Here is a 23,353-nt window from a genome sequence, read left to right on the forward strand (position 1 = left end):
TATATAGAAGCAGGAGTGGTACATGGCCGATTCGCGGCGTTGGGTTTGGCTGGGTGGGGTCGTCCTGCTGTGTCTGTTCATTTATCTGTTGCACCCGATCCTCACGCCGTTCCTGGTGGCGCTGGGGTTGGCGTACTTGTTCGATCCGATGGTCGACCGTCTGGAAAAGTACGGGCTCTCGCGGACCTGGGGCGTGGTGGCGGTGTTTGCCGTGTTCACCTTGATCGTCATGGCCTTGTTGCTGGTGCTGGTGCCGATGCTCGCCAAGCAGTTGTTTCGCCTGTACGAACTGGCCCCGCAGATGCTCGACTGGCTGCAGCACACCGCAATGCCGTGGGTGCAGGCCAAGCTGGGGCTGGCGGACGGCTTCTGGAAGTTCGACAAGGTCAAGGCCGCCATCAGTGAGCACATGGGGCAGACCACCGACATCGTCGGGGTGGTGCTGAGCCAGGCCACGGCGTCCAGCCTGGCGCTGATCGGGTTGCTGGCCAACCTGGTGTTGATCCCGGTGGTGAGCTTTTACCTGCTGCGCGATTGGGACGTGATGATGGCCAAGATCCGCAGCCTGCTGCCCCGTGACCGTGAGGCGCGGCTGGTGTCGTTGGCCGGCGAATGCCATGAGGTGCTGGGCGCGTTTGTGCGCGGGCAGTTGTTGGTGATGCTGGCGTTGGGGGTGATCTATGCGGCGGGCCTGATGCTGATCGGCCTGGAGCTGGGGCTGTTGATCGGCCTGATTGCCGGTCTGGCGGCCATCGTGCCTTACATGGGCTTTGTGATCGGGATCGGCGCGGCGTTGATTGCCGGATTGTTCCAGTTTGGTGGCGACCTGTACCCGATGATCGGCATTGTCGCGGTGTTCATGGTCGGCCAGGCCCTGGAAGGCATGGTGTTGACGCCATTGCTGGTGGGTGACCGGATTGGCCTGCACCCGGTGGCGGTGATCTTCGCGATCCTGGCCGGTGGCGAGTTGTTCGGCTTTACCGGGATCCTGCTGGCGTTGCCGGTGGCCGCGGTGATCATGGTGCTGGTGCGTCATGTGCAAGATTTGTACAAGGATTCGGGAATGTACAGTGGGGAACAGGGGCCCGAGGCGTGAGCGTGTCTGGCCCGATACTGGCAAGTTAACGCAAACCTTTGATTTTGCTTATGGTCTGCCGCATTGTGCGGCTGGCTTCACGGGTATAAACTTTGCAAACTTTACACAGAGGCCACTAACGGTTCCTTTGGAACTGTTCAGTCAGCATGAAACCGATTCAGCTGCCCCTAGGTGTGCGTCTGCGTGATGACGCCACCTTTATCAATTACTACCCTGGCGCCAACGCCGCTGCACTCGGCTATGTCGAACGCCTGTGCGAAGCCGACGCCGGCTGGACCGAAAGCCTGATCTATCTGTGGGGCAAGGACGGGGTAGGGCGCACGCACCTGTTGCAGGCGGCGTGCCTGCGTTTCGAGCAGTTGGGCGAGCCGGCGGTGTACCTGCCGTTGGCCGAGTTGCTGGACCGGGGTATCGAGATCCTCGACAACCTTGAGCAGTACGAGCTGGTATGCCTGGATGACCTGCAGGCGGTCGCCGGGCGGGCGGACTGGGAAGAGGCGCTGTTCCACCTGTTCAATCGGCTGCGCGACAGTGGCCGGCGTTTGCTGATCGCGGCGTCGACTTCGCCGCGGGAGCTGCCGGTCAAGCTGGCCGACCTCAAATCCCGTTTGACCCTGGCGCTGATTTTCCAGATGCGTCCGTTGTCCGATGAGGACAAATTACGCGCCCTGCAACTGCGTGCCTCGCGCCGCGGTCTGCACCTGACCGACGAAGTCGGGCATTTTATCCTGACTCGCGGTACCCGCAGCATGAGTGCTCTGTTCGAGCTGCTTGAGCGCCTCGACCAGGCGTCCCTGCAGGCTCAGCGCAAGCTGACCATTCCCTTCCTCAAAGAAACCCTGGGCTGGTAAAACCGCGGCCTGTAGCGCGTTTCGGCAAATTTCAGGCGTCAGAAAACCCGCAGGCGAACGGCGTTCGACAGGCGTGCAGATTTAAATTGGGCTTAAGCGCTTAGATGGCCGGGCGAAACCGTAAAGTCACATTTAAATCGATTGAATTTGCAAATGAGGATGATAGAAGGCATAGTCTCGGCTTCTTTACACACATCAGCCACGGTCGTGCCCATGCTAAAGCGCTTCGCACCCCTCGTGCCTCTCGCACTCGTCACCCTGTTGTTTGGTTGCGCTGCACACTCCCCAGTGTCCCAGCAAGAGCCCCAGCAGCAGGTCAAGAACTCTGTTACCGCACAGTCTTCCGCTGTTTACCAGGAAGAACTGGCAACCGAAAAAGAGCTGGCCGCGTTTGCGGGCCGCAAGCCTTACCAGATGCCGGTTCTGGCCGACAGCATCCTCGAACGTGGCATGTCCCTGATCGGTACCCGTTACCGTTTTGGCGGTACCTCTGAAGCCGGTTTCGATTGCAGCGGTTTCATCGGCTACCTGTTTCGCGAAGAAGCCGGCATGAACCTGCCACGCTCCACCCGTGAAATGATCAACGTCGATGCGCCACTGGTTTCCCGTAGCAAGCTGGAGCCAGGCGACTTGCTGTTCTTCGCCACCAATGGTCGTCGCGGACGTGTCAGCCACGCCGGGATCTACCTGGGTGACAACCAGTTCATCCACTCCAGCAGCAGCCGCAGCGGCGGTGTCCGGGTCGATAGCCTGGGCGACAGCTACTGGAGCAAGACCTTCATCGAAGCCAAGCGCGCCCTCGCCATGGCTCCGACCACGGTCACTGCCCGCAAGTAAGCGGGCAGGCTGGCAACGGCGCTCCAGGCGAGCGCCCGCCAGCGAAAGAACCTCCTCCCCGGCAATACCCCTTCTTTTTGTAGTGCAAACTTAAAGTCTTACTTGAAGTTTGACGCGTAGCCGCTAGAATCCTGATCTATTGTTGATCAACTAACCGCGTAAGCCCTGCTTACGCGGTTTTGTTTTCAGCCTCTCGGCAATGACAGCCGTAGCCAGATCAGGATGTTCGGTAATGACGATGTCGGCCCGCCTTGCACTCATGTTCTGCGTCGCACTGCTCAGTGCCTGCGCCAGCCGTACGCCGCCACCGGCCAAGGTGGTCCGCGCACCGATTTTTGCCCCGACCCAGAATTTCTCCCCGGCTGCCGAAGATGTGCTGTTTCGCGCCCTGGGCCTGGTGGGCACCCCCTATCGCTGGGGCGGCAATACTCCGGATTCGGGATTTGATTGCAGTGGCTTGATTGGCTATGTCTACCGGGATGCGGCGGGTATTTCCCTGCCGCGCACCACCGGTGAAATGATCGGCATGCAGGCCCCCAGCGTCGGCAAAGAGGCCCTGCAGACGGGCGATGTGATCTTCTTTGCCACCAACGGTGGCTCACGGGTCAGTCACGCCGGCATCTACGTCGGCGAAGGGCGCTTCGTGCATGCGCCGGCCACCGGTGGTACGGTCAAGCTCGACAGCTTGTCCAAAGCCTATTGGCAAAAAGCCTACCTGAGCGCCAAGCGCGTATTGCAACCCGAGCACCTGGCGCGCAATCCCTAGTTCACAACGGGTTGGCAGAGGTGGTGATGACCGCGCGTACGCTGAATCTCGACGATGCCCTTTACCAGTACCTGCTCGACGTCTCGCTGCGCGAAACGCCGCTGCAACGTCGTCTGCGTGACGAGACCCAGGCGCTGCCCATGGCGCGTTGGCAGGTAGCCCCGGAGCAGGGCCAGTTCCTGGCGTTGCTCATCAAGCTCACCGGCGCGCGCCGGGTCATTGAAGTGGGGACGTTCACCGGTTACAGCGCCCTGTGCATGGCCGCGGCCCTGCCGGATGATGGCCAACTGATCTGCTGCGACATCATCGGTGACTACAACGCCACGGCGCGCCGCTACTGGCAGGAAGCTGGCCTCGGCGAGCGCATCGAGCTGCGCCTGGCGCCGGCGTTGCAGACCCTGGCGCAGATAGAGCAGCAGGGGCAGGGTGGCAGTTTTGACCTGATATTCATCGATGCCGACAAGGCCAACTATCCGGCCTACCTGGAAAGCGCCCTGCGCCTGTTACGCAGTGGCGGTCTGGCGGTGTTCGACAACACCCTGTGGAGTGGCCGGGTCCTGGAGCTCCAGCCCGAGAGCGCCGACACCCGCGCCATCCAGGCACTCAACCTGGCCTTGAAGGATGATCCGCGGGTCGACCTGTCGTTATTGCCCCTGGGCGATGGCCTGACGCTGTGCCGCAAACGCTAGGCGCTGAGCTTACTGACGCCTGGACACCCGCCACACCTTGTTGCCCACGTCATCGGCCACCAGCAAGCTACCCTGCCGATCGATCACCACCCCCACCGGCCGGCCCATGGCCTCTTCGTCCTCATTGAGGAAGCCACTCAGCACATCCATCGGCTGCCCGCTCGGTTTGCCGCCACTGAAGGGCACGAAGATCACCTTATAGCCGCTGTGGGGGTTGCGGTTCCATGAGCCGTGCTGGCCGATAAACGCGCCTTCGGTGAACGGCGCTGGCAGCGTGCTGCCTTGGGCGAAGGTCAGTCCCAGGGATGCCGTGTGTGGACCCACCGCGTAGTCCGGGGCGATGGCCTGGGCCACCCGATCCGGATCTTGCGGGCTGACGCGAGCATCGACGTGCTGGCCGAAGTAGCTGAAGGGCCAGCCATAAAAACCGCCGTCCTTGACCGATGTGATGTAGTCCGGCACCAGGTCGCTGCCGATCTCGTCTCGCTCGTTGACCGCCGTCCACAGCTTGCCCGAACTCGGCTCCCAGGCCATGCCATTGGGGTTGCGCAGGCCCGAGGCGAAAATCCGCTGATTGCCGGTGGCGCGATCCACCTCCCAGATGGCGGCGCGGCCCTGTTCCTGTTCCAGGCCGTTCTCCCCGACATTGCTGTTGGAGCCCACCGTGACATACAACTTGCTGCCGTCCTGGCTGGCGATGACGTTTTTGGTCCAGTGGTGATTCAGGGTGCCAGCGGGCAGGTCGATCACTTTCATCGGTTTGCTGGTGATCGAGGTTTGCCCCTCGACATAGGTGAAGCGCAGCAGGCGATCGGTGTCGGCGACGTACAGGTCGTTGCCGACCAGGGTCATGCCAAATGGCGAATTGAGGTTTTCGATAAAACTGCTGCGGGTCTCGGCCACGCCATCGTGGTTGCCGTCGCGCAGCAGGGTGATGCGGTTGGCGCTTGGCACCGCGGCCCCAGCGCGGTCCATGACCTTGCCCATGACCCAGCCACGGATGCCTTTGCTGTCTTCAGGCTTGGGAGGTGCATTGGTTTCTGCGACCAGCACATCGCCGTTGGGCAGCACATAGAGCCAGCGCGGATGGTCCAGCCCTTCGGCAAAGGCAGCCACCTGGGTGCCCGGCGCGGCGATCGGCTTGGCACCATTGGCCCAGCCGACGGCGGGCGCGATGTTGACCGTGGGGATCAGGGTTTTGTTTGGTTCAGGCAGCTTGGGCGAGGGCCCGGTGCCATCCTCGACCCTGAGGTTCGAGGTTTCTCCGCAGGCGACCAGGCTTGCGGCCAGGGCGATGACACCGACGAGGCGGGACTTGGACATGCGGCTCTCCGTTTGAATGCACCACTTAATGCATAGAGGAGCCAGCACGGCCTTAGGTTCAATCCATCAGGTGCGCGCTTCCTTGAGCAGCACCGCGACACCGGGGTGGTAGTGCCCGGCTTCGTTGCGCAACTTGCGGTAGGCGTAGGGGAAATACCAGGCCACAGCGCAGCAGTGCTGCTTTTGCAGATCGTCGATCAGGTCCTGTAACTCTTCCGGCGTGGCGCTTTGCTGCGGCTTGTGGGGCGCCACGAACAGGCAGCCAAGTTTCAGCTCGTTGGAGTAGGCGATGGTTTTGGCTGCCGCCGTAATGTCGAGCAGCGCCTGACTGAGGTTGAGGGCGTTGAGGCGCGGCCAGCGCTGGCTCGCTTGCAGGTAGGCGCGCTGTTGCGCGTTGGCAAGCAATAGGTCGGCACGGCCACTGCGATCGCCTTCCTCCACCTGCTTGGGGGTTGGGGTGTGTTGCAGGGTCACCATTTCCGCCATCCAGGCGGCTGCCGAGAGCAGGCTCAGGTTGGCACGCTCATCGAACCAGTAGGGGCTTTCACCGTCGCCGCGCACGGCGTTGAAGCGGTCGATGCAGGTAAACCAGCGTTCCAGTACCGGGCGCAGGAATTCCAGCTTCGGGTTACTGATGATCATGCCTTGCATGTTGCTCACCCTTATTATTGTCGTATTGGTGTGTGGCTATTTGATATCACTGCTTTCGACCTCGCACAAGACAGGCAGGGGTTTATCGCGCCGGGCGGTTTTCTCTGTGCCGATAAACCCGGCTTTAATTGACGCTCCACCCCCAACCCACTAACCTTCGCGACTTGTTTCAGGTGCTCGGTGACCCCAGGGTCGATCGAGTGAAACAGGGAAGCCGGTGAGCGCGCGTTCTATGACAGAACGGGCGACGATCCCGGCGCTGCCCCCGCAACGGTAAATGAGTGAAAACGACGCTTTGAGCCACTGTATCGGTGTCCGATATGGGAAGGCGCGTCGTCCGGCCAGCGCGCCACTCATGAGCCCGGAGACCGGCCTGATCCATCCAGCGGCATCACGGTGGGCGATGCCAGGCTTCTTGCCGTCTATTCCTATGCCTGCCCGCCGTTATCCAGCCTCAACGGAGAGCTCCCCCCATGACTGATTCCCCTGATCGTGACGAACGCCACCTGGCGCGCATGCAGCGCAAAAAAGCCGTGATCGATGAACGTATTGCCAACTCGCCCAACGAATGTGGTCTGCTGCTGGTGCTGACCGGCAATGGCAAAGGCAAGAGCAGCTCGGCGTTCGGCATGCTCGCCCGCGCCATGGGCCATGGCATGCAGTGCGGCGTGGTGCAGTTCATCAAGGGCCGCAACAGCACGGGTGAGGAGCTGTTTTTCCGGCGCTTCCCGGAGCAGGTGCGGTTTCATGTGATGGGCGAAGGGTTCACCTGGGAAACCCAGGATCGCCAGCGCGATATCGCCGCGGCCGAGGCTGCCTGGCAGGTGTCCCGCGAACTGCTGCGCGACCCGGCGATCGGCCTGGTGGTGCTCGATGAGCTGAACATCGCCCTCAAGCATGGCTACCTCGATCTCGATCAGGTGCTCAGCGACCTGCAAGCCCGCCCGCCGATGCAGCACGTGGTGGTCACCGGCCGCGGCGCCAAAGAGCAAATGATCGAGCTGGCTGACACCGTCACCGAAATGGGCGTGATCAAGCATGCGTTCCAGGCCGGGATCAAGGCGCAAAAAGGCGTCGAGCTGTGAGCATCGTTTTATGACCAGCAGTCGTTTTTGCCCGGCGGTACTGATCGCCGCGCCAGCCTCAGGTCAAGGCAAGACTACCGTCACCGCCGCCCTGGCCCGTTTGCACCGCAATCAGGGGCGCAAGGTCCGGGTGTTCAAGTGCGGCCCGGATTTTCTCGACCCGATGATTCTCGAGCGCGCCAGTGGCCAGCCGGTGTATCAGTTGGACATGTGGATGGTCGGCGAGCAGGAAAGTCGCCGGCTATTGTGGGAAGCCGCCGCTGAGGCTGATCTGATCCTGATCGAAGGGGTCATGGGGTTGTTCGACGGCACCCCGTCCAGCGCCGACCTGGCGCGCCACTTCGGGGTGCCGGTGCTGGGAGTGATCGACGGCACCGCCATGGCCCAGACCTTTGGGGCGCTGGCATTGGGCCTGGCGCGGTATCAGCCGGACCTGCCGTTTGCCGGCGTGCTCGCCAACCGGGTGGGGACCCTGCGCCACGCCCAGTTGCTGGAAGGCAGCCTGACCGAAGGCCTGCGCTGGTATGGCGCGCTGTCCCGGGAGACCGGGATTGAATTGCCGAGCCGGCACCTGGGCCTGGTGCAAGCCAGTGAGCTGAACGACTTGGACCTGCGCCTCGATGCCGCCGCCCAAGCGCTGGGCAGCAGTTGCCAGGTGGCCTTGCCGCCAGCCGTGGAATTTGCCGCGCCCGACGTGATCCCGGTCGAGCCGTTGCTTGCGGGAGTCAGCATTGCGGTAGCCCGTGATGAAGCGTTCGCGTTCACCTACGGTGCGAGCCTGGATTTGCTGCGAGCGATGGGCGCCGAGTTGCGCTTCTTCTCGCCGATCCGTGACAGTCAGTTGCCTGAGGCCGATAGCCTGTACCTGCCTGGCGGCTACCCGGAATTGCACCACGTGGCGTTGGCGCGCAACACCGCGATGCTCGACGCTATCCGCGCCCATCACGCCGCCGGCAAGCCGCTGCTCGCCGAGTGTGGCGGCATGCTGTACCTGCTCGATTCCCTCACCGACGTAGACGGCACGCGTGCCGAACTGGTGGGATTGCTGGCAGGCGCTGCGGTGATGCAAAAACGCCTGGCGGCGTTGGCGCTGCAAGCGGTCGAGCTGCCAGAAGGCACGTTGCGTGGGCACACGTACCACCATTCGTTGACCAGTACGGAACTTGAGCCGATTGCCCGCGGGCTGAGCCCGAACGGCGGGCGGGGCGCGGAGGCGGTTTATCGTGAGGGGCGGATGACGGCCTCTTATGTGCACTTTTATTTCCCGTCCAATCCTGGGGCGATCGCCGCATTGTTTGCGCCGAACCCTGTGGGAGCGAGCGCGCTCGCGAACGGCTCATGACCGACAACGCCTTTACCGACACCGAGCGCCAGGCGGTCTACCGCGCCATCGCCGAGCGGCGCGACATGCGCCACTTCAGCGGTGGCACAGTGGAGCCCGAGCTGCTGCGCCGTTTGCTTGAAGCGGCCCATCAGGCGCCCAGTGTCGGCCTGATGCAGCCATGGCGCTTCATTCGCATCAGCGACCGCGCCTTGCGCGGGCAGCTCCAGGCGTTGGTGGAGGAAGAACGCATCCGCACCGCCCAAGCCCTCGGCGAGCGCAGCGATGAGTTCATGAAACTCAAGGTCGAAGGCATCAGCGATTGCGCCGAAGTGCTGGTGGCCGCGTTGATGGACGATCGCGAGCGGCATATTTTCGGCCGCCGCACCTTGCCGGAAATGGACATGGCGTCGTTGTCCTGCGCGATCCAGAACCTGTGGCTGGCCTCGCGCGCCGAAGGCCTGGGCCTGGGCTGGGTTTCGCTGTTCGAGCCCCAGGCACTGGCCGATCTGTTGCAACTGCCGGCCGGGGCCAAGCCTGTGGCGATTCTCTGCCTGGGCCCGGTCAAGGCCTTTTATCCGGCGCCGATGCTGGCCCTTGAAGGCTGGGCGCAAGTGCGTCCGCTGCATGAATTGCTGTATGAAAATGTCTGGGGAGTGAGTCAATGAGTGTGGCGTTGTTGAGTGTCGCTGGCGTTGCGCTGGATGCGCTGCTGGGCGAACCCAAGCGCTGGCATCCGCTGGTGGCGTTCGGTCGATTTGCCGGGCGCATCGAGCAGCGTTTCAATTCTGCCGGCCGTGGCTGGCGCAGCCATGGGGTGACCGCGTGGGTGCTGGCCGTGGTGCCGCTGACCCTGTTGGCCACGGCGTTGTCCTGGCTGCCTTACCTCGGCTGGATCGTCGAGATCCTGGCCCTGTATTGCGCCCTGGGCTTGCGCAGCCTGGGCGAGCACGTCGAGCCGGTGGCCCAGGCGCTGCGCAGCAATGACCTGGACGAAGCACGCACCCGCGTCAGTTACCTGGTCAGCCGCCAGACCAGTGAGCTGGACGCCAACGAAGTGGCCCGCGCGGCCACCGAGTCGGTCCTGGAAAATGGCAGCGATGCGGTGTTTGCCGCGTTGTTCTGGTTCGCCGTGGCCGGGGCGCCCGGGGTGGTGCTGTATCGCCTGAGCAATACCCTGGACGCCATGTGGGGCTATCGCAACGAACGGTTCGAGCGGTTCGGCTGGGCGGCGGCGAAAATCGACGACGTGCTCAACTACATTCCCGCACGTCTGGTGGCCTTGACCTATGCGGTGCTCGGCAAGACCCGGCTGGCCCTCAAGTGCTGGCGTACCCAGGGACCGACCTGGGACAGCCCGAATGCCGGCCCGGTGATGGCTGCCGGGGCTGGCGCACTGGGCGTCGAACTGGGTGGGGCGGCCATCTATCATGGCGAACTGCACCAGCGTCCGCCATTGGGCGAGGGCGTACCGGCGGACGCCGACTCCATCGATCGTGGCTGGTTGCTGGTCCAGCGCGGGGTATGGGTATGGCTGTTGATCCTCTGTGTGGGGGCCGAGTTTTATGCTTGAACACGGTGGTCGCCTGCGCAAGGCGGCGTTGCACTATGGAATTGCTGAGGCCGACTGGCTCGACCTCTCCAGCGGGCTGGCACCCTGGCCATGGGCTATCCCGCCGATTCCCGCCAGGGCCTGGGCCCGCTTGCCGGAAACCGAGGACGGCCTGGAGCAGGCTGCCCGGCAATACTATGGCGCGACTCAGGTACTGCCGGTCGCCGGTTCGCAGATGGCCATCCAGTTGCTGCCACGCTTGCGGCGCGCCGGCAAAGTCGGCGTCCTGTCGCCCTGTTATGCCGAGCACGCCGAAGCCTGGCGGCGTAACGGCTACATCGTGCGCGAGGTGCTGGAGCAGGAGGTGGAGCTTTTCATCGACAACCTCGACGTGCTGGTGGTGGTCAACCCCAACAACCCCACAGGCTTGAGCCTGACCCCGGAGCGCCTGCTCGACTGGCATGCCCGCCTGGCCCAGAGAGGCGGCTGGCTGGTGGTGGACGAAGCGTTCATGGACAACACCCCGCACCTGAGCCTGGCGTCTTTTGCCCATCAGGTCGGGCTGATCGTGTTGCGTTCCTTCGGCAAGTTCTTCGGCCTGGCCGGGGTGCGCCTGGGGTTTGTCCTGGCCGAACGGCGGCTGCTCAATCTGCTCGCCGAGCAGGTGGGCCCCTGGGCGGTTGCCGGGCCGACACGGGTGCTGGGGCAAGCCTGCCTGCTCGACAGCGAAGGTCATCGGCGCCAGCGCCAGCGCAGTGAAGAGGCGAGCGAACGTCTGGTCGAACTGCTGGAACGGCATGGTTTCAAGCCTCAGGGCGGCTGCGCGCTGTTCCAGTGGTTGAGCACCGAACGTGCCGAGCACCTGTATGAATTCATGGCACGCCAGGGCATTTTGCTGCGCCTGTTCAGCCACAACAGTAGCCTGCGCTTCGGCCTGCCGGCCGACGAAACCGACTGGTTGCGCCTGGAGCGTGCCTTTGTCGCCTATGCCAAGGAAACCCCATGCCCACGTTGATGGTACAAGGCACCACGTCCGATGCCGGCAAAAGCACCCTGGTGACGGCGCTCTGCCGTTGGGCGACGCGCCAGGGGGTATCGGTGGTGCCGTTCAAGCCGCAGAACATGGCGCTCAACAGCGCTGTCACCGCCGACGGTGGCGAAATCGGTCGGGCCCAGGCAGTGCAGGCCCAGGCCGCGAACCTCGAACCCCACACCGACATGAACCCGGTGCTGCTCAAGCCCAACAGCGATACCGGGGCCCAGGTGATCATTCACGGGCGCGCGGTGACCAGCATGAATGCGGTCGCGTATCACGACTACAAGGCCATCGCCATGCAGGCAGTACTTGCCTCGCACCAACGCCTGAGCGCGGCCTATCCGCTGGTGATGGTGGAAGGGGCGGGGTCGCCGGCCGAGATCAACCTGCGGGCCGGTGACATCGCCAACATGGGCTTTGCCGAGGCCGTCGATTGCCCGGTGGTGTTGATTGCCGACATCAATCGTGGCGGAGTCTTCGCCCATCTGGTGGGCACCCTGGAATTGCTGTCGGCCAGCGAGCAGGCGCGGGTCAAGGGTTTCATCATCAACCGTTTTCGCGGTGACATCGCCTTGCTGCAACCGGGCCTGGACTGGCTGGAGGCGCGGACCGGCAAGCCGGTCATCGGGGTCTTGCCCTATGTCATGGACCTGCACCTGGAAGCCGAGGACGGCATTGACCAGCGCCAGGCCGACAAGGCCGAGCAGGTACTCAAGGTGGTGGTGCCGGTATTGCCGCGCATCAGCAACCACACTGACTTCGATCCGCTGCGCCTGCACCCGCAGGTCGATCTGCAATTCGTCGGGCCGGGCCAGGCGATACCGCCCGCCGACCTGATCATCCTGCCGGGCTCCAAGAGCGTGCGCAGCGACCTTGCGTACCTGCGGGCCAATGGCTGGGACACCGCCATCGCCCGTCACCTGCGCTACGGCGGCAAGCTGCTGGGCATCTGTGGCGGCCTGCAAATGCTCGGCACGCAGTTGCATGATCCGCTGGGCTTGGAAGGGGCCGCGGGCTCCAGTGCCGGGCTGGGCTTGCTGGCCTTCGACACGGTGCTGGAGGCCGAGAAGCAACTGCGCAATGTGCGTGGCCGCCTGGTGCTGGAAAACGCTGCGGTCAGTGGCTATGAAATTCATGCCGGGGTCACCCGTGGGGTGGCGCTGGAGCAGCCCGCCGTGTTGCTCGACGACGGCCGCAGCGATGGCGCGCAGAGTGCCGATGGGCAGGTCCTCGGGACTTACCTGCATGGCCTGTTCGAGTCGCCGGCTGCGTGCAGTGCGCTGTTGCGCTGGGCCGGGCTTGCGGATGTGCAGGCGGTCGATTATCACGGGCTGCGCGAGCGCGACATCGAGCGCCTGGCGGACCTGGTGGAGAAGCACCTGGATACCGGGCTGTTGCGCGAGCTCTGTGGTTTGTCGGTTGACCGGCCTGGGCGCCTCGCTGCGCAGAGTTGCCCCTGATACCGCTCATAAAAGGTTATGACCATGCTGCAATTGATCCTTGGCGGTGCCCGTTCCGGCAAAAGCCGCCTGGCTGAAAAGCTCGCCACCGACAGCTCCCTGGCGGTGACCTACATTGCCACCAGCCAGCCGCTGGATGGCGAAATGAACGCCCGGGTCGCCCATCACCGGGCGCGCCGTCCGGCCGAGTGGGGGTTGATCGAGGAGCCCCTGGCGCTGGCGCGGGTTCTGCGCGAAACCGCCAGTGCCGAGCGCTGCCTGCTGGTGGATTGCCTGACCCTGTGGCTGACCAACCTGCTGATGCTCGACAACCCCGAGCGTCTGGCCCAGGAACGTGAAGCCCTGCTGGACTGCCTGGCGGCGTTGCCGGGAGAGGTGATTTTTGTCAGCAACGAGACTGGAATGGGGGTCGTGCCGCTGGGCGAACTGACTCGCCGTTATGTCGATGAAGCCGGTTGGTTGCATCAAGCCCTGGCTGAGCGCTGTCAGCGTGTCGTGTTGACCGTCGCCGGCCTGCCCCTGACTTTGAAAGGTACTGCGTTATGACTCAATCCTGGTGGCTGAACCCGTGCAAGGCCGTTGATCGCCAAGCCGTGCAAGACGCCGAGCAGTTGCAACAGCAACTGACCAAGCCCGCCGGCTCGCTGGGGCAGCTGGAAACGCTGGCGGTGCAGTTGGCGGGGCTGCAAGGTCGACTCAAGCCGAGCGTGAACCAGCTGTGGATCGGGATTTTTGCCGGTGACCACGGGGTGGTGGCCGAAGGGGTCTCGGCCTTTCCCCAGGAAGTCACGGGGCAGATGTTGCGCAACTTCGTCAACGGCGGCGCGGCCATCAGCGTGCTGGCGCGTCAGCTGCAAGCCCGGCTGGAAGTGGTCGACCTCGGCACCGTCACCCCATCGCTGAACCTGCCGGGGGTGCGCCACCTGCACCTGGGGCCTGGCACCGCCAACTTCGCCCATGGCCCGGCCATGACTGCGGCCCAAGGCGCGCAAGCCTTGCAAGCCGGGCGCGAGACCGTGTTGCGAGCCCTGGCCGAAGGCGCGGAGCTGTTCATCGGCGGCGAGATGGGCATTGGCAATACCACCGCGGCCAGTGCCTTGGCCTGTGCCTTGCTGGATTGTCCGGTGGCCCATCTCACCGGCCCGGGCACCGGCTTGGACACGGCGGGCGTCAGCCACAAGACCCAGGTCATCGAACGCGCCCTGGCTTTGCACGCGGCGCAGCGCGGTGACCCGCTGCAAACCCTGTTCAACCTCGGCGGCTTTGAAATCGCCGCGCTGGTCGGCGCTTACCTGGCCTGTGCCCAGGAAGGGCTGGCGGTGCTGGTGGACGGCTTTATCTGCAGCGTCGCAGCCCTGATTGCCGTGCGCCTCAACCCGGCTTGTCGCGAGTGGCTGCTGTTCGGCCACCGCGGGGCCGAGCCGGGTCACCGGCATGTCTTGGAAACCTTGAACGCGCAACCGCTGCTCGACCTCGGCTTGCGCCTGGGCGAGGGCAGCGGTGCGGCGCTGGCGGTGCCCTTGCTGCGCCTGGCCTGCGACCTGCACGGGCAGATGGCGACCTTTGCCGAGGCGGCGGTTGCCGATCGCCCGGCATGAGCTTGCACCTGGACCTGCTGCGCCACGGTGAAACCGAACTGGGCGGCGGCCTGCGCGGCAGTCTGGATGACGCGCTCACCCCGCTGGGTTGGCAGCAGATGCGCGACGCCGTGGTGGGGGGCGGCCCCTGGAGCCGACTGGTGAGTTCGCCCCTGCAACGCTGTGCGCGGTTTGCCGAGGAGCTGGGCGCGCAACTGGGCCTGCCGGTGACGCTGGAGCAGGATCTGCAAGAGCTGCATTTTGGCGCCTGGGAAGGGCGCAGCGCGGCGGCGTTGATGGAAACCGACGCCGACGCCCTTGGCCGGTTCTGGTCAGACCCTTATGGTTTCACCCCGCCCGAGGGCGAGCCCGTGAGCGACTTCTCGGCGCGGGTGTTGGCGGCGGTGCAACGCTTGCATCAGGCCTATGCCGGTGAGCGGGTGTTGCTGGTCAGCCATGGCGGGGTCATGCGCCTGCTGCTGGCACGCGCGCGCGGGTTGCCGCGCGAGCAATTGCTGAACGTCGAAGTCGGCCACGGCGGGCTGTTCTCCCTGCAAGTCGAGGCTGACGTCGTGCTTCGGGAAGAGGCGTAGACATGTTGCCATTGTGGATCGCCCTGCAATTTCTCAGCAGCCTGCCGATTCGCCTGCCGGGCATGCCATCCCCCCAGGAACTGGGACGCTCGCTGCTGTTTTATCCGCCGGTGGGGCTGTTGTTCGGGGGGCTGTTGTGGGGCCTGAACGCCTTGCTGTCGGGGGCTCCGGCGATGTTGCACGCGGCCATCCTGTTGACGGTGTGGGTGGTGCTCAGTGGCGGCTTGCACTTGGATGGCCTGGCCGACAGTGCCGATGCCTGGCTGGGAGGTTTTGGTGATCGCGAACGCACCCTGACCATCATGAAAGACCCACGCAGCGGACCGATTGCGGTGGTCACCCTGGTGCTGGTCCTGCTGCTCAAATTCGCCGCCTTGCTGGCGCTGATCGAACACCAGGCCACGGTCGCGCTGATCCTTGCGCCACTGCTCGGACGCACGGCCTTGCTCGGCTTGTTCCTGACGACGCCTTATGTGCGGGCAGGGGGGCTGGGGCAGGCACTGGCTGACCACTTGCCACGCAGGATCGGCCAGCGGGTGCTGCTGCTCAGTGCGCTGGCCTGCGTGCTGATGGCGAGCTGGAGCGGGGTGATTGCGCTGGTGGCGGCGGCCGGGGTGTTCGCCGGTGTGCGTCATTTGATGATGCGGCGCCTTGGCGGGACCACCGGGGATACGGCGGGGGCATTGCTGGAATTGCTGGAAGTGGCGGTGCTGATGGCTCTGGCGCTGGCTTGAGCTAAACCGGGAAATCGTAAGCAAAGCTTGCATAAAGTCAAACGCGGGTATATACACGCACCATGCTAGCCTCTCAGTGTTTATGCACCAACCTGCGTCGCGCCGCCCGTGGCGTCAGCAGGCATTACGACGGCGCCCTCGATGGCTTCGGGATCAATGTTGCCCAGTATTCTTTGCTGTGCAATCTGCAGCGCCTGGATCAGCCGAGTATTTCCACCCTGGCCGAGGCCATGGGCCTGGATCGCAGCACCCTGGGGCGTAACCTGCGGGTGCTGGAAGGCGAAGGGCTGGTGCGGTTGGTCGAGGGTGAAGACCAGCGCAACCGCATCGTGCAATTGACCGAGGCTGGGCGTGAGCGCCTGGCGGCGGCTTTGCCGGCCTGGGAAGCGGCGCAACAACGCTTGATCGATCGGTTGGGCGCCGAGAAGCGCGCAACGTTGCTGGCCTTGCTGGACGAACTCGCATGAAGCGGGTTTTTTCGAGTTTAAGCGGGTATATACCCGCGAATGGAGAAGAATAATGACATCGATGTGGCGTACCAGTGGTTGGGTGTTACTCGCAAGTGCGCTGATTCTGGCGTTGGCCCTCGGCGTGCGGCATGGCTTCGGCCTGTTCCTGCCGCCGATGAGTGAGCAGTTCGGCTGGGGGCGTGAAGTGTTTGCCTTTGCCATCGCCTTGCAGAATCTGATCTGGGGCCTGGCACAGCCCTTTACCGGCGCGCTGGCGGATCGCTTCGGTGCGGCGAAAGTTGTGCTGGTGGGCGGTGTCCTGTATGCGGTGGGCCTGGTGTTCATGGGCTTGGCCGATTCGCCGCTGTCGCTGTCGCTCAGTGCCGGCCTGTTGATCGGTATCGGCCTGTCCGGCACATCGTTTTCGGTGATTCTCGGCGTGGTCGGGCGTGCCTTGCCGGCGGAGAAGCGCAGCATGGGCATGGGGATCGCCAGTGCCGCCGGCTCTTTCGGCCAGTTTGCCATGTTGCCCGGCACCCTGGGCCTGATCGGCTGGCTGGGCTGGTCCAGTGCGTTGCTGGTGCTGGGTGTGCTGGTGGCGTTGATTGTGCCGCTGGTGAGTATGCTCAAGGACAAGCCACTGCCGGTGCTGGGGCATGAGCAGACACTGAAGGAGGCCCTGCACGAGGCCTGTTCGCACTCCGGCTTCTGGCTGCTGGCGTTCGGCTTTTTTGTCTGTGGTTTCCAGGTGGTGTTCATCGGCGTGCACTTGCCGGCCTACCTGGTGGACCAGCATCTGCCGGCCACTGTCGGCACCACGGTGCTGGCCTTGATTGGTCTGTTCAATATCTTCGGCACCTACACCGCCGGCTGGCTTGGCGGGCGCATGTCCAAGCCGCGCCTGCTCACCGGCCTGTACCTGCTGCGTGCGGTGGTGATCGGGCTGTTTCTGTGGATGCCGGTGACCCAGACCAGCGCCTACCTGTTCGGCATGGCGATGGGTTTCCTATGGCTGTCGACGGTGCCTTTGACCAACGGTACGGTGGCGACCCTGTTCGGTGTGCGAAATCTCTCTATGCTGGGAGGTATCGTCTTCCTCTTTCACCAGTTGGGTTCGTTCCTCGGTGGCTGGTTGGGCGGGGTGGTGTATGACCGAACAGGAAACTATGACTTGATCTGGCAAGTGGCGATTCTCCTCAGCCTGCTGGCTGCGGCCTTGAACTGGCCGGTGCGTGAGCGTCCGGTGGCGCGCTTGCAAGCCCAGGCAAGTGCGGCATGAGCCGGATCGCCCTCAAGACTGGTGGCGGCGGCCGCTGTCGCGCTGCTGTTGGCGCTGGCCTGGTGGGGCTGGCACCAGGGTGGCCTGGCCATGATGCAGTTGGGACTGGGAGCCTGTTAAATAGCCACTTGCTATCATTTGTGCAGGGCGAGTAACGTCGCCCTCTGACGATTTCTCGAGGACACCCGATATGCCGATGCGCTGGCTAGCTGTTCCCGCTCTGCTGTTGCTGGTCGCTGTCCCGGCGTTGGGCGCCGAGTGCCCGGCATTGCTGTCGGGCTCATTGCCCAAGCTGCATGCCAAGGAGTCCATTGAGCTGTGCCAGCGTTACGCCGGCAAACCGCTGGTGGTAGTCAACACTGCCAGCTTCTGTGGTTTCGCTCCGCAGTTCAAAGGCCTCGAGGCGCTCTACCAGCGCTACAAGGACCAAGGCCTGGAAGTGCTTGGCGTGCCGTCCAATGACTTCAAGCAGGAGTCCGGGGATGGTGCCGAGACGGCCAAGGTCTGCTACGTCAATTATGGCGTGACCTTCACCATGACCGAGCCGCAGAAAGTCCGCGGCGCCAGCGCTACCCATCTGTTCAAGGTGCTGGCCGAGCAGAGCAGTTCGCCGAAGTGGAATTTCTATAAGTATGTGGTGGATCGCCAGGGCAACGTGATCGCCAACTTTTCCAGCTTGACCAAGCCCGAAAGCCCGGAATTCATCGCGGCAGTGGAGCAGGCGCTGGCGTCGAAACCCTGAATGCCAGCCAGCAAAAAGCCCCGCCTCTGAACCCGAGAGCGGGGCTTTTTGCTGTTCAGCCTGCGCGCCGTTCAGGCACGCGGTGAATCAGAAGCGGTAGGTCGCGCCCACACCAAAGCCGTTTGCCCAGTTTTCATACTTGGCGTTGTAGGTCTGGCCACGGTCGTTTTTATTGTTGACCTTGACGGCTTCTTCCTTGAGGTAGGAGTAGGCCACGTCGATGGTCAGGTCTTCCGTTGGGCTCCAGCCGGCGCCCAGGCTGAAGATGGTACGGTCGCCAGTCGGGATGCGTGGGGAGCGATCGACGTTGTTGGTCGGGGCCTGGTCAAACGACAGGCCGGTACGCAGTACCCACTGTTTGTTCAGCTTGTACGAAGCACCGATGGCGTGCGCCCAGGTGTCGTGCCAGTTCTGCTCTTCGGTGATTTCGCCGAACTGCGAACCCAGCACGCCAGGTACGCCCTTGTTCTCCACGGTGATTTCTTTCAGGCGGCTCCAGCGAGTCCAGGTGCTGCCTGCGTAGAGGGTCCACTGGTCGTCCAGGGCGTGGGTCACCGAGAAGTCCACCGACTCAGGGGTGGTCAGGTCCAGGGACGCGTCGTACTTCTGGTCCTTGCTCTGGCCAACCAGCGGCAGCAGGCCGTAGTTGACCTTGGTGTTGCCTTCGAGCTTGTACTTCACTTTCGAGTGGTAGGTCAGGCCGACGCGGGTGCTGTCGGTCAACTGGGCCAGGACCCCGATGTTGTAGCCCAGGGCAGTATCGTCACCCTTGATGCGCACGTGGCCATCGGGTGCTGCCTGGGTAATCGACAGGTCGGATTCCAGCTTGCCTTCGATACGGTTGATGGTCGGACCAAAACCGATGGAGACCTTGTCATTGAATGCGTAGGAAACAGTTGGCTGCAGGGTCACGACTTTTACGTCGCTCTTGCTGCCGAAGTATTTGCCGGCAAAACCGTTCTCGTAGTCGGTGACCAGGCCAAACGGCGCGTACATGCCAACGCCGACGGCCCACTGGTCATCGATCGGCTTGACGTAGTAGCCCATTGGGACGGCAATGAACGGAACCATGTCGCCCTGGTTGGTGCCATTGTTAGGGCTGGAGCTGGCATTGCTGATGTCGGTGTGGGCATCGAGCATGGCGACCCCGCCGGTGACTTGTTCGCGCTTGAGGCGCGACATGCCGGCCGGGTTACCGAAAATTGTGCTTGCATCTTCAGCGACAGAAGAACGCCCGGCGAAACCAGTACCCATCCCACTGATGCTTTGTTCGTTGATGGCAAAGCCAGCTGCGAAGATCTGGGTGGATGCCAAGGTAACGGCGAGGCTAAGGGTGGTTTTGAGCATGACTTTTTTCATTATTAGAACTCCGGGTGATCACCGGGGCGAAAATTACCAACATTTTCGACTCAGCGCTATAGCCGGTAATGCTTGAGATAGAGCGGTTTTGTAGGACAATCCGACCAAAATCGTAGCTTTTTCGCCGATCTTGCAAAATGCCCGGTCAGCAGGCGACCTGATTCATCGGTGAAACACAGGCGCGCCATGCGCACGTGAAGTCGCGCAGGCGTCCTTGGGGTTGGAAGGTCTGGCGCCAGATTCGGGCCATGCCCAACAGATCGTCGGGTTCGGGCAGCGGGGTGTTTTGCTCTTCGATCAGCAGCCAGGCAATGGCCGTGGCGTAGCGCAGGTTGACCGTCAGTTCCAGGTGCGGGCCGCTGAGGAAAGCATGCTGGCTGGCGAGGCCGCGTACCAGGCTGGCACGCTCCGGATCCAGGGCCAGGTAGTCATCCCACAGGGCCTGGTGGCGAAGCTCGGCAATCCGGTACAGGCCGTGGCCACGGCGGTCATGCAGGGCGGAGCCTAAGGCTGACTGGCTGGCGGCGACACCCAGCAGCAGGGATTCGGCGGTCGTGCTGTGTCGTCCCAGGTAAATCAAGGTAGGACGGATCACAAAACGGCTCAGTTCGCTGGCAGCGATACCCATAAGGCCCTCGAAACGTTAAGTGAGCGGCGATACCTGAATGGGGGGCTTGGCAGCGGTAGGTCGACTCAGGCTCGCCGGAAGCGGATCATGCCGCTTGAGTTGAAGTGTAGTGTCATATTCTTGCTGTAAAGGACTGTTTTTAAAATATTTCCAGCTCGCAGTTATAACCCTTATATCGGTTGGTGCTTAAGCCAGGGCACGGCAGGGGGAAATATCAGGCAATAAAAAGCCCCGCATTTTCAGCGAGGCTTTTGGGGTGTTCAGCCTTTTCGACGTCTCAGGCAACCAGTGCCTGGCGAGTACGCTCGATCACGGCCTGCAGCGGCTCAGCGCTGGAGTACTGGTCGGGGTACAGACGTTCGCTGTGACGAGCGATGCCGTGTTCGTTAACCAGCGTGAAGCTGAAGCAGCCTTTGCGAGCGGCCATGATCAGGCAGTTCATTGGGGCAAAAGCGTTGGTTAGGGTGCGAATGGCATCCTGAGTATGGATTTGAGTCGACATAATTATTAGTGTTCCTGCAAATGACACGGAATCTGATCCGTGCAGCGTTAAAACGTTCCAGTAACGTCGATCACCATTGATCGAACGAAGAACCCGACTGGAACAAAGCAGCCAGTTGAAGCGCTATTAAATGTGCGCGCTTGGGCCGGCAGGTAGGTACTTAGGAGGGCAGGCAACACATCAAGGGCAAAGGTTCTGGGCCCGGGGTGAAGATCCTGATCAATCTGCAGGTTGGTTCGGTCAGAGTAAGTGAGCTTCGCAACACCCTTTGCATTCGATTCAAAGGCTGTGTTGTCGCAAGCGTTACCTGGAAACCATCGAGGTGGTCGATCCCGTGATGTCGGTAGAGGCTTCTCTTTAGGGAAGGTTTACCGCGGGAGGTGTTCGACCAGAATTGACTTTCAGCTTGGTACTAACGCTGCGGATACTAACGGATTGAATTGCTTAAGGGAAGTGTGATAGGCAAAAAAACATTTGCTTACGTTTGCCGGGTTGTTACCTCTGCCAGGCAAAACGCACACAAAAAGTGCGGCGATATAACCAGTGCACAGGTACTTGTGCACAACAGGCGGGCAGGGTGTCCCCCCACCGGCATTTCCCCGCTGGGCACAGTGGGTGCCTGTAGTGAAAATTTAAGTCAATGAAAAACATCGCTTTTTTTTACTGGTGAAAAAATCGTCAGTTTGAGCGGGAGCCCCATTCCACAGGGCTTCTGGCGAGTTCGGGGCGGGTTGTCCACTGAGTTATCCACAGCTTCTGTGGATTGTCCCGAGCGCTTGCTCTAGGACGGGCGTGCCGGGTTTTTTTCGGCTTTACCCGTACGAAAAAAGGAGTAAAGTGGCGCGCCTTCCGATCTGTCCCGCAGTGCTTTATGAAGTTTCGCTCAGTATCAACTTCTGTTACCTCCCCACCCCCAGGTGTTACCGCCCCCAAGCGCATGTCGATGCGAGTGGCCGAGTGGTTGCTTGACAGTCCCCGCCTGGGCGAAAACCCGAACGTCAAACATTTTGCCGGGCGTTTGCTCAAGGCGCCTGCCCGTGAAGGGGTGGTGGCCGCACAAAGTCGCCTGGGCCAGTTGATGTGCCGCGAGTGTGGCAATGCCCGCGACCGCCGCATTGGCCAGGACCTGCTGCGCCAGGCCGCACGTGCCGGTGACCGGCGGGCCCTGCGCGAGCTCGGGCAGATCGAAGACTGAGCTGTCCAAGCCCCGGCGGCTTGGTTAACCTTCGGGCTTTAATTCTTCGGCAGGAGTCGTCATGGCTATGGACTTGACCAGTGTGTTGCTCGGTCTGGCGGGCGCTGGGTTGCCGTTGTTGTTTCTGGCGTGGCAACTGCAGCGCCGGCTGAGCCTGGCGCAGGCCGACCGGGCGCTGCTGGAGGAGCGTCTGGGTACCGCCCAGTTGGCCCAGGACGGCCTGAGTGCGCAACTGGATGCCTGCCGCGATGAAATCAGCGACCTGGGGCAAGCCAACGCCAGCAAGCAAGCCGAGCTGGCGGCCGTGCGCCGGGAAGTCGAGCTGCTGCAGATCGAGCGCGACAACGCCCGTGACGCGGCCCACGCCTGGAACCTCGAGCGCAACAGCAAAGAGACCGAGCTGCGGCGCCTGGATGCCCAGGCCGCTTCGCTGAATGCCGAATTACGCGAGCAACAGGACAGCCATCAACAGCGCCTCAACGACCTGCAAGGTTCACGCGATGAGCTGCGCGCGCAGTTCGCCGAGCTGGCGGGGAAGATCTTTGATGAGCGTGAGCAGCGGTTTGCCGAGACCAGCCAGCAGCGCCTGGGCCAGTTGCTCGACCCGCTGAAGGAGCGCATTCAATCCTTCGAAAAACGCGTCGAGGAAAGTTATCAGGCCGAGGCGCGCGAGCGTTTCTCCCTGGGCAAGGAGCTGGAGCGCCTGCAGCAACTGAACCTGCGCCTGAGTGACGAGGCAACCAATCTCACCCGTGCCCTCAAGGGCCAGAAAACCCAAGGCAACTGGGGCGAGTTGATTCTGGAGCGGGTGCTGGAGCATGCGGGCCTGGAGAAGGGTCGCGAGTACCAGACCCAGGTCAACCTCAAGGGCCCGGATGGCGAGCGTTTCCAGCCGGACGTGTTGATTTACCTGCCGGGCGACAGGCAAGTGGTGGTCGACTCCAAGGTCAGCCTCACGGCCTATCAACAGTACGTGGCGGCCGAGGATGCGGCGCTTGGCCAGGCGGCTCTCAAACAGCATGTGCAATCCTTGCGCAACCATGTCAAAGGCTTGTCCGACAAGGATTACAAGCGCCTTGAAGGCCTGCACAGTCTCGACTTTGTGTTGTTGTTCGTGCCCATCGAAGCGGCGTTTTCCGCAGCGCTGCAGGCCGAACCGAACCTGTTTCAAGAGGCCTTCGATCGGCATATCGTGATCGTCAGCCCGACCACCTTGCTCGCAACCCTGCGGGTGATCGACAGCCTGTGGAAGCAGGAGCGCCAGAGCCAGAACGCCCGGGAAATCGCCGAGCGTGCGGGTTGGCTGTACGACAAGTTCGTGTTGTTCATCCAGGACCTGGACGAAGTCGGCAATCGCTTGCAGCAGTTGGATAAAGCCTACAGCGCGGCCCGCAACAAGCTGACCGAGGGCCGTGGCAACCTGGTCAGCCGCAGCGAGCAGCTCAAACTGCTCGGCGCACGGGCCAGCAAGAGCCTGCCAGCGGACTTGCTGGAGCGGGCGATGACCGATGTCGACGGCCTGGCTGAATTGCCCGAGTAACCCCGGGCGCTCGCCTAGCCAATCGACCCGGTGTCCGATCTGGCGCCGGCTGCGCCGTCGGACGCAGCCTCGCGTTGCCCGACAGCTG

General features: G+C 62.8%; 25 protein-coding genes and 1 riboswitch. Of the genes, 20 read left to right on the forward strand and 5 right to left on the reverse strand.

The genetic code is table 11. The features are described 5' to 3' along the window. The first annotated feature begins 22 nt into the window (after window positions 1-22). The 5 genes from Q1W70_RS17270 (at window position 23) to Q1W70_RS17290 (ending at window position 4,239) form a co-directional block, all read left to right on the forward strand. Window positions 23-1,096, forward strand: a complete 1,074-nt coding sequence (locus Q1W70_RS17270; protein ID WP_166589104.1) for an AI-2E family transporter — start codon at window positions 23-25, stop codon at window positions 1,094-1,096. A gap of 146 nt (window positions 1,097-1,242) precedes the next feature. After that, complete coding sequence (gene hda, locus Q1W70_RS17275) at window positions 1,243-1,947, forward strand: DnaA regulatory inactivator Hda (protein WP_008033543.1); 705 nt, start codon at window positions 1,243-1,245, stop codon at window positions 1,945-1,947. A 213-nt stretch (window positions 1,948-2,160) separates the two neighbouring features. Next, a complete protein-coding gene (locus tag Q1W70_RS17280; protein WP_095170341.1) occupies window positions 2,161-2,784 on the forward strand; it encodes a C40 family peptidase in 624 nt (207 codons plus the stop codon). Window positions 2,785-3,016: 232 nt separating this feature from the next. Further along, complete coding sequence (locus tag Q1W70_RS17285) at window positions 3,017-3,550, forward strand: C40 family peptidase (protein ID WP_166589103.1); 534 nt, start codon at window positions 3,017-3,019, stop codon at window positions 3,548-3,550. A gap of 26 nt (window positions 3,551-3,576) precedes the next feature. Further along, window positions 3,577-4,239, forward strand: a complete 663-nt coding sequence (locus tag Q1W70_RS17290; RefSeq protein ID WP_166589102.1) for a class I SAM-dependent methyltransferase — start codon at window positions 3,577-3,579, stop codon at window positions 4,237-4,239. A gap of 9 nt (window positions 4,240-4,248) precedes the next feature. Here Q1W70_RS17290 and Q1W70_RS17295 read toward each other — a convergent pair whose 3' ends face one another. After that, complete coding sequence (locus tag Q1W70_RS17295) at window positions 4,249-5,562, reverse strand: PQQ-dependent sugar dehydrogenase (protein ID WP_302097651.1); 1,314 nt, start codon at window positions 5,560-5,562, stop codon at window positions 4,249-4,251. Window positions 5,563-5,628: 66 nt separating this feature from the next. Continuing rightward, entirely contained in the window at window positions 5,629-6,213 is a 585-nt protein-coding gene (locus Q1W70_RS17300) for a hypothetical protein (RefSeq protein WP_302097652.1), read from the reverse strand. A 154-nt stretch (window positions 6,214-6,367) separates the two neighbouring features. After that, window positions 6,368-6,604, forward strand: a riboswitch (cobalamin riboswitch). A gap of 82 nt (window positions 6,605-6,686) precedes the next feature. Between Q1W70_RS17300 and cobO the strand changes: the two genes are divergently transcribed. The 13 genes from cobO (at window position 6,687) to Q1W70_RS17365 (ending at window position 18,041) form a co-directional block, all read left to right on the forward strand. Then, complete coding sequence (gene cobO, locus Q1W70_RS17305; RefSeq protein ID WP_166589099.1) at window positions 6,687-7,298, forward strand: cob(I)yrinic acid a,c-diamide adenosyltransferase; 612 nt, start codon at window positions 6,687-6,689, stop codon at window positions 7,296-7,298. A 10-nt stretch (window positions 7,299-7,308) separates the two neighbouring features. Beyond that, window positions 7,309-8,640, forward strand: coding sequence for a cobyrinic acid a,c-diamide synthase CobB (locus Q1W70_RS17310; RefSeq protein WP_302097653.1), 1,332 nt, complete (start codon window positions 7,309-7,311; stop codon window positions 8,638-8,640). After that, the gene (bluB, locus tag Q1W70_RS17315; protein ID WP_265538170.1) at window positions 8,637-9,287 is read left to right on the forward strand and encodes a 5,6-dimethylbenzimidazole synthase; all 651 of its coding nucleotides are present in this window, start codon (window positions 8,637-8,639) and stop codon (window positions 9,285-9,287) included. Before Q1W70_RS17310 ends, bluB begins: the two co-directional genes overlap by 4 nt. After that, window positions 9,284-10,192, forward strand: coding sequence for an adenosylcobinamide-phosphate synthase CbiB (gene cbiB / locus Q1W70_RS17320; RefSeq protein ID WP_302097654.1), 909 nt, complete (start codon window positions 9,284-9,286; stop codon window positions 10,190-10,192). The genes bluB and cbiB overlap by 4 nt, the downstream gene beginning before the upstream one ends. Further along, window positions 10,185-11,186 carry a threonine-phosphate decarboxylase CobD gene (cobD, locus tag Q1W70_RS17325; RefSeq protein ID WP_182341847.1) on the forward strand — a complete coding sequence of 334 codons (1,002 nt, stop codon included), beginning with the start codon at window positions 10,185-10,187 and terminating at the stop codon, window positions 11,184-11,186. The genes cbiB and cobD overlap by 8 nt, the downstream gene beginning before the upstream one ends. Then, on the forward strand, window positions 11,174-12,667 hold the full coding sequence (locus tag Q1W70_RS17330; protein ID WP_302097657.1) for a cobyric acid synthase: 1,494 nt from the start codon (window positions 11,174-11,176) through the stop codon (window positions 12,665-12,667). Before cobD ends, Q1W70_RS17330 begins: the two co-directional genes overlap by 13 nt. Before the next feature lie 24 nt (window positions 12,668-12,691). Continuing rightward, window positions 12,692-13,213, forward strand: coding sequence for a bifunctional adenosylcobinamide kinase/adenosylcobinamide-phosphate guanylyltransferase (gene cobU / locus Q1W70_RS17335; RefSeq protein ID WP_182341841.1), 522 nt, complete (start codon window positions 12,692-12,694; stop codon window positions 13,211-13,213). Next, a complete protein-coding gene (gene cobT / locus Q1W70_RS17340) occupies window positions 13,210-14,265 on the forward strand; it encodes a nicotinate-nucleotide--dimethylbenzimidazole phosphoribosyltransferase (protein WP_182341838.1) in 1,056 nt (351 codons plus the stop codon). Before cobU ends, cobT begins: the two co-directional genes overlap by 4 nt. Continuing rightward, on the forward strand, window positions 14,262-14,837 hold the full coding sequence (gene cobC, locus Q1W70_RS17345) for an alpha-ribazole phosphatase family protein (RefSeq protein WP_302097659.1): 576 nt from the start codon (window positions 14,262-14,264) through the stop codon (window positions 14,835-14,837). The genes cobT and cobC overlap by 4 nt, the downstream gene beginning before the upstream one ends. Before the next feature lie 2 nt (window positions 14,838-14,839). After that, window positions 14,840-15,571 (forward strand): adenosylcobinamide-GDP ribazoletransferase, encoded by a 732-nt coding sequence (locus Q1W70_RS17350; protein WP_302097660.1) that lies wholly within the window; start codon window positions 14,840-14,842, stop codon window positions 15,569-15,571. 62 nt (window positions 15,572-15,633) lie between these two features. Continuing rightward, entirely contained in the window at window positions 15,634-16,038 is a 405-nt protein-coding gene (locus Q1W70_RS17355; protein ID WP_166589089.1) for a MarR family winged helix-turn-helix transcriptional regulator, read from the forward strand. 52 nt (window positions 16,039-16,090) lie between these two features. After that, on the forward strand, window positions 16,091-17,299 hold the full coding sequence (locus tag Q1W70_RS17360) for an MFS transporter (RefSeq protein ID WP_436799866.1): 1,209 nt from the start codon (window positions 16,091-16,093) through the stop codon (window positions 17,297-17,299). Window positions 17,300-17,489: 190 nt separating this feature from the next. Then, window positions 17,490-18,041, forward strand: coding sequence for a glutathione peroxidase (locus Q1W70_RS17365; RefSeq protein WP_166589088.1), 552 nt, complete (start codon window positions 17,490-17,492; stop codon window positions 18,039-18,041). Between the two features lie 87 nt (window positions 18,042-18,128). On the opposite strand, the gene Q1W70_RS17370 is transcribed toward Q1W70_RS17365, so the two are convergent. From Q1W70_RS17370 to Q1W70_RS17380, 3 genes are all read right to left on the reverse strand, one after another. Next, window positions 18,129-19,400: an OmpP1/FadL family transporter gene (locus Q1W70_RS17370; protein ID WP_166589087.1), complete on the reverse strand. Its 1,272-nt coding sequence runs from the start codon at window positions 19,398-19,400 to the stop codon at window positions 18,129-18,131. A gap of 145 nt (window positions 19,401-19,545) precedes the next feature. Beyond that, on the reverse strand, window positions 19,546-20,028 hold the full coding sequence (locus Q1W70_RS17375) for a hypothetical protein (RefSeq protein WP_166589086.1): 483 nt from the start codon (window positions 20,026-20,028) through the stop codon (window positions 19,546-19,548). 277 nt (window positions 20,029-20,305) lie between these two features. Beyond that, on the reverse strand, window positions 20,306-20,530 hold the full coding sequence (locus Q1W70_RS17380) for a hypothetical protein (protein ID WP_007898912.1): 225 nt from the start codon (window positions 20,528-20,530) through the stop codon (window positions 20,306-20,308). A gap of 871 nt (window positions 20,531-21,401) precedes the next feature. Between Q1W70_RS17380 and Q1W70_RS17385 the strand changes: the two genes are divergently transcribed. Together Q1W70_RS17385 and Q1W70_RS17390 are read left to right on the forward strand one after the other, a co-directional pair. Continuing rightward, window positions 21,402-21,725: a sel1 repeat family protein gene (locus Q1W70_RS17385; RefSeq protein WP_166589085.1), complete on the forward strand. Its 324-nt coding sequence runs from the start codon at window positions 21,402-21,404 to the stop codon at window positions 21,723-21,725. Between the two features lie 175 nt (window positions 21,726-21,900). After that, the gene (locus Q1W70_RS17390) at window positions 21,901-23,265 is read left to right on the forward strand and encodes a DNA recombination protein RmuC (RefSeq protein WP_162530235.1); all 1,365 of its coding nucleotides are present in this window, start codon (window positions 21,901-21,903) and stop codon (window positions 23,263-23,265) included. Window positions 23,266-23,353 lie beyond the last annotated feature (88 nt).

Source organism: Pseudomonas kielensis, assembly GCF_030505375.1.
Classification (GTDB): Bacteria; Pseudomonadota; Gammaproteobacteria; order Pseudomonadales; family Pseudomonadaceae; genus Aquipseudomonas; species Aquipseudomonas kielensis.